10 protein-coding genes are annotated in these 10,961 nt (G+C 69.5%); 5 read left to right on the top strand and 5 right to left on the bottom strand.

What is annotated here, in order from left to right; all coding sequences use genetic code 11:
• Positions 1-287: 287 nt before the first annotated feature.
• A complete protein-coding gene (locus ACFC0D_RS30135) occupies positions 288-446 on the bottom strand; it encodes a hypothetical protein (protein WP_376442624.1) in 159 nt (52 codons plus the stop codon).
• A 451-nt stretch (positions 447-897) separates the two neighbouring features.
• Between ACFC0D_RS30135 and ACFC0D_RS30140 the strand changes: the two genes are divergently transcribed.
• Together ACFC0D_RS30140 and ACFC0D_RS30145 are read left to right on the top strand one after the other, a co-directional pair.
• Entirely contained in the window at positions 898-1,461 is a 564-nt protein-coding gene (locus ACFC0D_RS30140) for an SRPBCC family protein (protein ID WP_376442627.1), read from the top strand.
• A gap of 551 nt (positions 1,462-2,012) precedes the next feature.
• Positions 2,013-2,531: an RDD family protein gene (locus ACFC0D_RS30145; RefSeq protein WP_376442629.1), complete on the top strand. Its 519-nt coding sequence runs from the start codon at positions 2,013-2,015 to the stop codon at positions 2,529-2,531.
• Positions 2,532-2,631: 100 nt separating this feature from the next.
• Here ACFC0D_RS30145 and ACFC0D_RS30150 read toward each other — a convergent pair whose 3' ends face one another.
• Both ACFC0D_RS30150 and ACFC0D_RS30155 read right to left on the bottom strand, forming a co-directional pair.
• Entirely contained in the window at positions 2,632-3,603 is a 972-nt protein-coding gene (locus ACFC0D_RS30150; RefSeq protein WP_376442632.1) for a PQQ-binding-like beta-propeller repeat protein, read from the bottom strand.
• A 673-nt stretch (positions 3,604-4,276) separates the two neighbouring features.
• Positions 4,277-4,765, bottom strand: coding sequence for a hypothetical protein (locus ACFC0D_RS30155; RefSeq protein WP_376442634.1), 489 nt, complete (start codon positions 4,763-4,765; stop codon positions 4,277-4,279).
• Between the two features lie 622 nt (positions 4,766-5,387).
• Here ACFC0D_RS30155 and ACFC0D_RS30160 point away from each other — a divergent pair.
• Complete coding sequence (locus ACFC0D_RS30160; protein WP_376442637.1) at positions 5,388-5,795, top strand: hypothetical protein; 408 nt, start codon at positions 5,388-5,390, stop codon at positions 5,793-5,795.
• A 32-nt stretch (positions 5,796-5,827) separates the two neighbouring features.
• Positions 5,828-6,640 carry a hypothetical protein gene (locus ACFC0D_RS30165; RefSeq protein ID WP_376442639.1) on the top strand — a complete coding sequence of 271 codons (813 nt, stop codon included), beginning with the start codon at positions 5,828-5,830 and terminating at the stop codon, positions 6,638-6,640.
• A 336-nt stretch (positions 6,641-6,976) separates the two neighbouring features.
• Here ACFC0D_RS30165 and ACFC0D_RS30170 read toward each other — a convergent pair whose 3' ends face one another.
• Together ACFC0D_RS30170 and ACFC0D_RS30175 are read right to left on the bottom strand one after the other, a co-directional pair.
• Positions 6,977-7,456: a cupin domain-containing protein gene (locus ACFC0D_RS30170; RefSeq protein WP_376442642.1), complete on the bottom strand. Its 480-nt coding sequence runs from the start codon at positions 7,454-7,456 to the stop codon at positions 6,977-6,979.
• 966 nt (positions 7,457-8,422) lie between these two features.
• The gene (locus ACFC0D_RS30175) at positions 8,423-8,809 is read right to left on the bottom strand and encodes a hypothetical protein (RefSeq protein WP_376442645.1); all 387 of its coding nucleotides are present in this window, start codon (positions 8,807-8,809) and stop codon (positions 8,423-8,425) included.
• 913 nt (positions 8,810-9,722) lie between these two features.
• Here ACFC0D_RS30175 and ACFC0D_RS30180 point away from each other — a divergent pair.
• Positions 9,723-10,874 (top strand): hypothetical protein, encoded by a 1,152-nt coding sequence (locus ACFC0D_RS30180; RefSeq protein WP_376442648.1) that lies wholly within the window; start codon positions 9,723-9,725, stop codon positions 10,872-10,874.
• The last annotated feature ends 87 nt before the right edge of the window (positions 10,875-10,961 follow it).

The following is a 10,961-nucleotide window of genomic DNA, read 5'->3' on the forward strand; positions in this document are numbered from 1 at the left end:
GTCTTCAGGCAGGCAACAGCGGTGCAGGGGTGCTGCAACGCCATCGTGTGGATGCTCCCAGACCGCGGCCTGACGGGTGTGCCTGAGCAATGGCGGCCGCCGGCTCGTCAACGCGCCCCTCGCCATCAGCGCGCCATAGCTCGTCGGGGTGGCGGTGGACGGCTTCCCAACAGGGCGTTCGCCGGCCGCTCCCGTGAACCACGGGATGTCGAACCGACTGGTCCTCAGTGCTCTCAGCGTGCCCCGCCCCTCGGGTGGGGCACCGTTCGTTCTCGGGAACCTACGGGTTACGGGGCGGGGGTGTCGTGCACGACCGAGGCCTCACACACCTCGGAGTACACCTTCAGCGCGTCGGCCTCGGCCAGGTCGGCCGTGAGGCCCCAGCGCAGCTTCGTCGTCGTCCACTCCCCCACGTGCCGGCAGTGGGCGTCCGGCAGCGACGGCATCCACTCCGCCGGGTCCCGGTCGGCCTTCGCCCGGTTCGTACGCGCGGTGACCGCGACCAGCGAGGTGGCGGCATCCTGGTCGTTCGCGTACGCCTCGCGACCAACGGCCGTCCATTCCGCCGCTCCAGCCGGCAGGGAGCGTCATTGCCAGTAGGGGATATTCAGAGCTGGAGGTCGTGTCAGGAGGAGTAGCTACGGTACGCGCTGCGGACGCTGCCGATCTTGACTATCGGGCCCGGACGCAGTCTGGATGCCCTCCGCCGCATCTGGCTTCTCGCCTTCTCGAACTCGGCCATGCCGAGAAGGTGGAGTTTCGGGCCTGCCATGGGGAGTGGTTCTGCGCGCGGGAGTGGGCACGGCTGCTCGGCGAACAGGGCCGACAGGCAGAGGCACTGGAGATACGCGCCTCGCCCCGTACCTCGCTACCTTTACTTTACGGACACAGAATGCCGTGCCCTCAGCCGAGGAGCACGACGAGCAGTACAAAAGCACGTTGTCCCAAAGGAAAAGAATGATGCGCACCATGAAATACACCGTCTCCCTCGAGATCGCCCTGCCGCGGGAGAAGGTGGTCCAGCTGCTCGCCGACCCGGCACACCTGCCGAAATGGCTGCGGGGCCTGGTGCTGCACGAGCCGCTGAGTGGGGAGCACGGGCAGCTCGGCACCACGTCGCGGGTCGTGATGCAGATGGGCCGGCAGAAGATCGAGTGCACAGAGACCATCACACGCCGGGAACCGGCAGACCTGCGCGAGATCCCGAAAACGAGCGTCGTTCACTTCGACCGCGAGATCGTCGGCGAGGGCATGTGGAGCGCCGTGCGCGACCGGCTGACCGAAGCCGGCCCGGAAACGACGCTCTGGGAGAGCGAGAACGAATACCGGTTCAGCGGCTTTCTGATGAAGCTGGTGGGACTTCTGATGCCCGGCGCCTTCCGCAAGCAGTCGCAACAGCACATGCAGGACTTCAAGGCGTTCGCCGAGCAGGGAACGGACGTCCGCGAGGCGACCAACTGATCTGCCGTAACGGGTCGGGCATCTGACGGCGTGACGTGTTGATCTTCCCTGCGTTCGCAGATGACCGCCGGGGCAAGCTCCACCGACACTGCCTCAAGATGACCGTTGCCGAAGGCGGCGACGCCAGCGCTGCGGCACGCAAAACGCTCCGCAGCCATCCACGCATCCGAACGCAGTGCCGGCGATCCGGGCCGGCCGCTATAGCTCAGCCTGCCCCGGGACCGCAAGCCACCAAACGATCACCCAGACCTGCTTCAGCGGCGGCTCCGCGTGCTGGGGTCAGCCCTCAGGCCGCCGTAAGGGCCTGTAAGGCAGCGGCCGAGCGGACCCCGGGAGCGGATCGGGCAAGACCTCTGCTGCCTTCCTCAGTCTGTTGCTGCCAGCTGGGATGGGACGGACGGCTCGAACAAGCACGACTGATCAAGAAGAGTTGACCAGGAAGAACTGATCGCAAAAATGATCACGCCCGCTGTGGCCGTCGCATCCCTGCGGTGGCCAGGGCGGCCCGTGCCGGGGAACTCTCCGCACCAGCGGAATGTAAGATTCCGCCGGTGCGCGAAATCGACATGTTCAACTCCATGGCCTCCGGCAGCGACCTCGGTCGGCTTCAGGCGGCTCCGGGCGCCCGTCCCGGTTCTCCGGCGGGTCTCCTGCCGCGCTGCGCCGCAACTGCCATCGACCTGGTCATCGCTGTCGCGGTCATTCTCGTTCCGCTGGTCGGCCTCGACCGGATTCTCACGGCCGCCGGTGTCGCCGACGGTGAAGCCGGTGTGATCTGGCGTACCACCGCCGCCCTGTGGGTCATGGCCTTCTTCCTGCTTTACTCCCCGTTCAGCGTGTCGCGCCGGGGCGCGACTCCGGGCAAGCGGGCCCTGCGCCTGGAAGTAGTGCACTTCGAGACCGGCGAGCGCATCGGCTACGGCTCGGCCGTCGCCCGGCACCTCACGAACCTCGTGGTGAACGGCATCCCGGTGCTGTGTGTCGCCAACCTCTCCTCGATCAACCTCAGCAAGGACCGTCGTGGCATGCACGACAGGGCCACGGGCAGCGCGGTGATCCACCGCCGGTGACGGCGCGGTCGGGGCGGACGGCGACGCCGAGGGGCCGGCGAGAAGGTGGCCTGGCAGTGGGGCTGGCTCTGTTCCCGAGAGCACAACCGGCAGCAGATGTTCACCACTGCGGAGTCACCAGGGCCGGCGGCCGTTCGATATGTGCAGAGGCACGCCGGCGACCGGCACGGCGACGTGCTGTGCGGTCGGCGGTCGGCGGTCGGCGGCGTTCGTAACCCGTGCACGGCTTGGACGACGTGGTGCTGTGCTCGTAGCGGGCGCCGATGAGTCGGTCCTTGTACGTGAAGAGCGTGTCCGCAGGGTTCTGGCCCTCGGGGAGGCTGCGGGCTTCGCGCTGCTCGCTCGTGGCAGCGTCGAGGACGCGGAAGCCGTAAGAGGAATCGCCAGGGCCGGAGGTGAGGACGGTGAGTTTCCCGTTCGGGGGAAGGACTAGGTGCCCGGTGGCGCCGTCGAGGCGGTCGTCTTCGGCGGTGCCGCCGCACGCGAGAAGGGCGGCGACCTGGCGCTCGGACACCGCGGTCGTGCCCGGCACGCAGTCCTTGGGGAAGGCCGCCTTCCAGCGGGTCTTCCCCGTGCGCACGTCCACGGCCCGCAGGTCGTCTCCCCAAAGGAGCACTGCGATGCCGCTGCCGGCGGACACCGTGTAGGACTGCAGGCGCCTCGCCCAGGAATCGAGGGCGGGAAGAGGGGTATGCCAGATCTCGCGGCCGTTGTTCATGTCGATTGCGACGACGTCGGCGCAGAGCTTGCCCTTGGCCGGGGCGGAAGCGCCGTCCCCGTCGCGGGTACGGACCAGGACCGAGCTGTCGGTGTCGGCAGCGACATGGCAGACCGCCGAGCGGCCACGCGGCACGTACTCCCAGCTCCGTTTGCCGGTACGGGCGTCGTACCCGCGCACCGCGTCGAAGCGGCTGCGGACCAGGGTGTCGCCGGACAGCCAGGCCCCATTGCCCTGCGACTCGGTCTTGCGGTCTTCAGGGGTGTCCCAGACGACGCCCAGCCCTTCGGGCTCGGCATCAAAGAAGCATCCGGTGGCGAGCGAGGCGAGGGCGACCACGGCCGCCGCCATCATGGGTGCGCCGGGTGCGTCCGCCGGGCGGTGCGCCGTTCACCTGCGCGGTCATGTCCGCTCCCGCAGAGTGCCGCCGTCGACGGTCCACAGGACTTCCCGCGTTCCTCGGCGGCGATCATCATAAGAAGCCGGTCCGCCCGGCCTGAAGGCGCGTCCTCGGCCGGCCGAGGACGCGCACGGCCCGGGTCCGCACCGCTTGAGCGGAGACGGTTCAGCCGGAAGCTACGGGGCGAGGAAAAGCGAGGCCATCACTCACCCTCGCAGCAGCGCAGACAGCACATTTCGACGACACGACCTGCAGCGCGAGACGTTCGCCATCAACCGGTGGCATCAACGGGGGCTGACCCCGGCAGCACTGAGCCGAGGAGAAGCCCGAAGAGGCTTCACGGCGATGTCACCAAGCGCAAGCAGTTCGATTTCGGGACTCACAGGAGTGGCTTCCGAAGTGGTGAACATCCGTTGTCGGTTCTCGGGTTCTGGCTCAACTTCTGTGACACGCCCACGCACTGTGAATGTCGTTCTGGTCCTCGCGGGCTCGTTCGGAGGAGACGGAGTCGACCCAGCGATTGGTCGAGATGTCAGCCCGGCGCGCCCCGCAGGGCGACTACGCGATCGGGTCGGCCAAGGGCATCCGACCGGATCCAGTACCCGGCCTGCTCCGCGCCGGTGGCCCTCAGGTGCTCACGCTGCCCTGGCGGGGCCAGACGGTCGTTGTATCCGTCGCACCTATCGTCGCTGTCGTCCGCGAAGAGACATCTGTAGGCGTAGAGCCGGCCGTCGTGATACCACTCGTGCCGCACCACCCGGGCATCCGAAGGATGCGCTCGAACCAGTCGGCCGCCGGCGCGGCAAGCGCGTGGGGAGTGCCGGTGGCGCCCAGTGCCAGCCCGGTTCGCGGCTGCGGCAGCCAGTAGAAGTCCTGATGGACGAGGCGGTCTCCACTGACCGTGGGCCCGGTCAGGTGCAGGCCGATGCGCAGGGGCCACCCGAGCGGCCCGTCGCCGAGACCCATACACATCACCAGCGAGGAGTCGTCCTCGGGCCGCCCTGCCCAGCTGACGGCAGGCGGGACCTTCCACGCCTCGGCACGTTCGCGCAGCGCCGCCACAAAGGCCAGCTCGGTCCGGTCCAACTCTGATTCGGTTTCCGGGTCATCGCTCACGAACCGCGGGGCTTCCCACACGCGGTCACTGTATGTCCCGCCCGGAACGCGCGATCGGCACCCTCCGTGACAGACCACGGAAGTTGAGCCAGAACCGGTTCTCGTCAACAGAACCAATGGGCTGACCACCAGGCCCACCCGGACCGGCTCGACCAATTGGCGCCGTGGCTCCACGCGGTCGCGGGGTCGAGTTCGGTGCCCGCCCAGGTAAACGGGTGAACGGCTGTGCCGGAAGCTGCACCCGCCCGCAGGCCGTAGTCGGCTCCTCGAGCTGCCGGAATCACCACCAGTGCCGGAGCAGGCCCCGCGGGTGCTCGGCGTCGACGAGTTCGCGTTCCGCAAGGGCCGCACCCAGGTGAAGTCCCGTAAATCCGGGGGGATATCGAACGGCCGCGCCAGGGCCGTCACGGAATTGTTCTCGGGCCCCGGCTCTCGCTCCGGCGCACGGCGGGGCGCGCGAAGGGCGCGCGAAGGGCGCGCGAAACGGTCCCGCCGGGGCCCGCCGCGCCAGGTCCGGACATGGTGCGGAGCGGGCCGGTGCCCCTACGATCGGCGCGGGAGCGTCGCCCTGTCGCCCGTCGGCGCCCCGGGACCGACCGACGGCGGCGGAGGAATGCGGACGATGACAGCCACCCCCTCTCTGGTCCTGCGCGGTGGCGAATCGGTTCTCCGCTTCGCGGGCGGGCCGGTGGCCCTGCGCCGCCCCGACAAGGAACACCACATCCCGCTGGCGGCGATCTCATTCGTCCACGCCGAGGGGCGGTCCGTCGCGATCGTGCTGACGGCGTCCGGTGCCGACGAGCCGACGATCTACCGGGCCGCCGATGTCGACGAGAGCGGGGCGCTCGCCTTCGCGGAGGCCGTCACCGCCGCCCTCCCCGACACCCCGGCGCCCGACGGCGCCGCACTCGTCACGACCAGCGCGCCCCGCGCCCGGGATCCGCGCCGGACCCGCCGGCCGGGCATCGCGACGGCCCTCGCCGCCCTCCTCCCCCGGAAGGGACGGACGAGCGGGGATCCGAGGGGCTGACCGGGACGGCACCCCGCTCTACGATCATGCCCATGTCGACGTCCATTTCCTCCCTCCCGGTGCTCCGAGGCAGGGGCGGGGCCGTCCTGTCCGCCGAGGACATCGGACTGGTCCTCGACCTCCCGCGCGAGCAGGTCACCTTCACCCCCGACGGGCTGGGCCGGATACGCGCCGAGGGCCGCTCGGTCCTGATCGAACTGCGGGCGAAGGCCGGGGCGACGCCGCGCGTCCACCGCATCGACGACGTGGACGAGGCGGCGGCCACCGCCTTCGCCGACGGGGTCAACGCGATCCTGGCGAACCGGACCGACAGCGCCGACGTCGACGGGGCCCCGTTCGCCGTGGTCCGCTCGCTCGCCCCCACCTGGCGGACGAGGTTCCACCGCCGGATCCTGCGGGGCACGCTGTGGCACCTGCTGGCCCTCGTCGTCATCTGCGTGGTGGCCGGCTCGCTGGGCAGGTGGGACCTGGTGCTCCTCACGGTCCCGATCGGCGGCTTCGCCTGGCTGGGCCTGTGGCCGGGCCTGTACGGAATGATCCGCGCGCGGCGGGAACGCTGGCTGCACCGGCACGGCGTCATGGTGACCGCCACCCGGGCCACGATGTCCCGCGGGGCGTACGTCTACCCGGACGCGACGGGGACGTACCGCGGCTTCCTGCACGGCGAGGCCGGCCCCACGATCACCGTGGCCCACCCCCCGGAGGAACCGGCGGACGTGCTGGTGCCGGCGTCGCCGTTCACGCACCTGGTGAACACCTACGCGGGCGCCGTCCTGGTCTTCTGCTGCAGCGCCATGATCGTCCTCCACGCCGTGATGGCGGTGGACTTCCTCCTCGACGGCTGACGAGCCCGCGCATGGTCAGCGGTGCGAGGCTGGAGCCTGATCCCTGATCATCTTCGGGTGGCGGGGAACAGGTCGCGTGCAGTGATCATCAATGACCGGAGGACCACAGGGCTGTCGGCCGACGCGATCGCCGAACTCGCGCCCGAGGTGGGTCCGTTATGGCACGAACGACACCAAGGGCTGTCCCGCAAATGATCCCCGACGTGCTCCTCATCAGCTGTCGACACAGATCCACCATCCGGTCAGGACCAGGTTGTGGAGGCGGGCGATGCCGAGCATGGCGTGGTGGACGCCGTCGCCTTTCAGGCGGCAGTCACGGAGGATCCTCCAGCGTGGTCAGGGCTGCGGGTCTCGGCTCGCCGAGGCGGGCTGGATCCGCATCCCGGGGCGGCGCCGGTGAACGGTCAGGTACGCCATACCCCGCTTGCCCGCGACAAGGCCGCGGGTGGAACCGTGGGGCAGCCAGGCAAGGCTGCCTTCACTCAGGGGACGCGTTTCCTCGGAGGTGACCAAGGTGCCGTCTCCGGCCACGACCAGCAGGAGGACGTCCAGGTCCGTCTCGGTGTGGGGGTCAACGGCCCGTTCGGGTGGGATCCGGACGACATTGGCATCAACCTGTCGGCCGGGCTCGGCCAGCCGCCACACCGCACCGGCCGTAGCCGGGTCGAGTGTCTCCAGCGTTGCGGTTTCGAACAGAACCCGAGGCACCGGACCCCCCTCTGCCGGACCCCCGCCTGCCGGGCCCGCTGATGCTCCGTCTGCCACCTTCACCCTGCCTCCCTCCGATACACCACGCCCGCCCACCCACCACGGCATGGGCCGGCCCTCTGCCGGGGTAACGCCTCTCAACGCCGGACAGTGCGGCCTCCAAACGACCACGGGCGCATTCTCCGCCACCCATCGACCAAACGTGGGTGGCGCGCGCAGGCTGACAGGCCCCGCGGGGCGGCAAACGTGCGTGTGCCGGGCAGGTCAGGCTGCCCGGCACACGCAGTTCAGGCATCGCCGCTGCGCCAACCGTCCGACCGAGCCAGGCAACAGCCGCTCTCCGTGTTCCTTCGTACAGCCAGACCGACCTCGCACACTCAGGCGACGAATCTCATGCGTGGGAGGGCGTGGGTGCGGTGAGCACCTTCCCCATCCGCGGCCAGCCGGCCGTGGTCGGCTCCACGGACTGAAGGGCGATCCTGCAGGGCCCAACTTCTGACCCCTGAACTCACGCTGAAGCTCCTTCAGATTCACTGAACCCTGAAGGCTCGACAATGTCGGGGATCGATCCAACCGTGGCCTTCGCCGAGATTGATCACGGCCTCTGAGTTGGTCTGCGGAGGCTGGCCGTGGCCTTCCGGGCGCCGTTCCCGTCGAGGGGTCGACGAGTGCGCTGGCGTGGCCCCCCGCGTCGGGCTGGGGCAGTCCGCGGCCCCGATAGGCGCTCTGGCGCCAGGGGCCGCGCCAGCTTCCCCCGACGCGTATGAAGGTCCTGATCTTCCCGAGCGGTCAGGGCCTTCGCGCCGCCGGGCGTCACTCCGTACGGCCCTGGCGGGGTGGTGACATGGTGGGCTGCCGGACCAAGGCCCACCACGGTGACGGGCCGGCCGCCCCGGAGCGCAACGCCGATGGGCGTCTGCGGGCTCCTCTCCCCCGGCACCGCCGCTGCCGAGGCCGGCGACCGGTGCGGCCGCCAAGTGCTGCGCCGTCCAGGGCAGTGATCCCCGGACGGCGCAACACTCACACCCGACCCACGGCGGATCGGCGCCTCAGGTCAGAGGGGGCGTACAGCTCTCAGGAGACACCCCAGGCCGAGATACGGCAGAAGTAGGTGTAGATGCCGCCCTTGTACAGGCACACCTCGACGCGGACTCCGATTCCGTCGGTGATGTTATGGCTCCCGGTGTAACAACCATCGGTGCTGTTGGGGTCCTGCAGCATCATCAGCGTCGTCCCCTGGCTGTTCATGACCCGGGCTCTCACGCCGTAGCCGTCGGACTGCTCGTCACACACCGTTATCCGGTCGCCGTCCCAGTCGAACTTCGCCTTCCCACCGGGATTGTCATCCGTGGTGTAGGTCCACGGCACGTTCTTCCCGGCTGCTTCCGCGGGGTTTGCGGCCAACAGCAGGCCGACAATGGCCATGCCAATCGCTGCTGCGCGCGCCATCGTGCGTTTCATGTGTCTTCCCCTGCTCGACCAACAGCGCTCGCTCCCGTCAGGTAGCTGCGCTTTGAACGCCTGCGATTGAACACAAGCCAACTCGCGTTGACAAACCGGGGAGTTACATAGCTGCCCCGAACGATCTCACGCCCCGGCACCTTGGGTTGCTCATCCACTCCATGCGCCAGGAGGCGATGTTCATGCCGGCACCCAACTCCCCCCCCCGGCGCAGGACGCGGCCGTACGCCGTCACGGCCGTACTCGCCCTCGCCCTGTACACCGGCCGGCCGGGGACGTCATCAAGCTCGCCACCGTTCGGGGCATCCAAGACGGCTCCGACGCAGTGATCACACCAGCCACATCACGACCAGGCCGCCGACGCCCAGGACTCGCACCCTACCGACCCGCCGGTGAGCAGAGCTCCCGTGCCGACCAGGCTCTTTGCTCCACAGGAGCCGGTCCGGGGCGTGGCCTGTGCTGCTCCGCCGAGCGGCGGGCCCCGCGGCAGGTCAGGCAGCCAGGGCCAAGAGGTTGCGGCCGCGACCTGGCCGAGGTGGTCGCGGATCGCGTCGCCGGTGCGCCAGGTGAGCGGGCCTTCGGCGGTCCCGATCCGGGCGGCCCCGGAAAGGACGTCGGCGAGACTGACGGCCCTGGCCCGCCGGTGCAGCCCGCCCCTACGGCGGCGGGCCCCTGCCCCGCCGGTGCGGCCGGCGAGCAGGACGGTGCGCTCGCCGACAGCCAGGGCAGATCGTGGGATGAGCGGCGTGGAGTCGGCCTACCGGCACCGGGGGGACAGAGCAGACCCCGCTGAACGCGGGTCGTCCGCCGACGCCGGGAATCGTGCCCGACCGCGTCGGTGCGACCTGATGGACTGCGCCGCTCGGGCCGCAGACCATACTGGTCTCGCCCCGATCACCCAATGGACGGTTCCATGGCCAAGAGCAGCTCTTCATCGACCACTGTCCCCGCCACCGTGTGGCTCGGGCGTGGACGTCACCTCGGGCCCGAGGCCGAGCGGGACGTCCGGCGCAACCTGATCGCCCTCAAGGCAGCGGGAGTGATCGACGACTTCCTGGACCTCGACCCGATCGAGGCGGCCCGCTCCACCGATCTGTTCCCTCGGGATGAATCCGCCGACGCCGGCCCGTTCGCCCGCCGGCTCTTCGAGGCCCGCTGGCGCACGGCCGACAGTGTCACGGTACGCGCTCAACTGACCACGTACGGGCCGGAGTCCCGCCGCGCCGAGAACGAGAGCGTCACCTGGGTCCTCGCCGCCGAGGCAGAGCGGCCGTGGCAAGCGAGCTGGCCCTCACCCGCCACCGTGTTCTGGCCCGACAGCGACCAGGTCGCCTGGGATCACGAGAAGGTCCCAGGCGTACGTCTGCGGACGACGAACCCCCTGCCGAAGGACGACGGCGAGCTGCGGCGCCTGCTGCGGGAATGCACCCGGCAGAACTGGTTCATCCATGTCGTGGTGCACGAGGCCATGACACCGGACGCACGCGGACAGCGGCCGATCACCGCATTCCTCCCACCGAGCCTGCGACACCGGGTCGTCGAACACCGGGCCACGCCCGAGCAGGCGCTGATCGCCGACTTCGCGATGAAGCGTGAGCTGGGCGTCGGGCTACCGCGCGGCGGGGCCGTCGTCCTGCCCCCGACACCACAGATCCCGGGCTACGACGCAGAGCGCTTCACCGTACGCGACGTCTTCCTGAACGGCACGGAACCCACCGAGCTCCTCCAGGCAATCACGCAATTCGCCTCACTGCCGCAACCGCTGCCGGCCGACGCCGAACAAGTCCTGACACGACTACGCCAAAGCTGGCACCTGCTCACCCCGGACGAAGAGCTCGTCCACGCACGAACCATGGTCACCAAATACGCCAAAGCACTCGAAGCCATGACCGCATCCTGCGACCTGTACCGCGAAGCAGCCGAATCGGCCCACGCCGCACTCGCCGAAGCAACCACCGCCAACAACGCGACCCCGGCCCCCACACCGGCTACAGCCGAGCAGAACACCACACCACTGAAAACCCTTACTAAAACACTCGCCCGCTTCCGCAGCCCCAACCGATAGACAGCCGAATGGAAGAACCCACCTCCGTCCCCACGGCCGGTGCAACCGCTTCCGACCTCCGAGTGGGCGGGGGGGCGGCCCGGGGGC

This window comes from Streptomyces sp. NPDC056222 (genome assembly GCF_042264065.1).
Lineage (GTDB): Bacteria > Actinomycetota > Actinomycetes > Streptomycetales > Streptomycetaceae > Streptomyces.

What these genes read in the sequence shown, in the direction of transcription:
- ACFC0D_RS30175 (WP_376442645.1), bottom strand. Translation starts at nt 8,809, where the DNA reads ATGAAACGCACGATGGCGCGCGCAGCAGCGATTGGCATGGCCATTGTC.
- ACFC0D_RS30180 (WP_376442648.1), top strand. Translation starts at nt 9,723, where the DNA reads ATGGCCAAGAGCAGCTCTTCATCGACCACTGTCCCCGCCACCGTGTGG.
- ACFC0D_RS30165 (WP_376442639.1), top strand. Translation starts at nt 5,828, where the DNA reads ATGTCGACGTCCATTTCCTCCCTCCCGGTGCTCCGAGGCAGGGGCGGG.
- ACFC0D_RS30170 (WP_376442642.1), bottom strand. Translation starts at nt 7,456, where the DNA reads ATGCCGTGGTGGGTGGGCGGGCGTGGTGTATCGGAGGGAGGCAGGGTG.
- ACFC0D_RS30150 (WP_376442632.1), bottom strand. Translation starts at nt 3,603, where the DNA reads ATGATGGCGGCGGCCGTGGTCGCCCTCGCCTCGCTCGCCACCGGATGC.
- ACFC0D_RS30135 (WP_376442624.1), bottom strand. Translation starts at nt 446, where the DNA reads ATGCCGTCGCTGCCGGACGCCCACTGCCGGCACGTGGGGGAGTGGACG.
- ACFC0D_RS30160 (WP_376442637.1), top strand. Translation starts at nt 5,388, where the DNA reads ATGACAGCCACCCCCTCTCTGGTCCTGCGCGGTGGCGAATCGGTTCTC.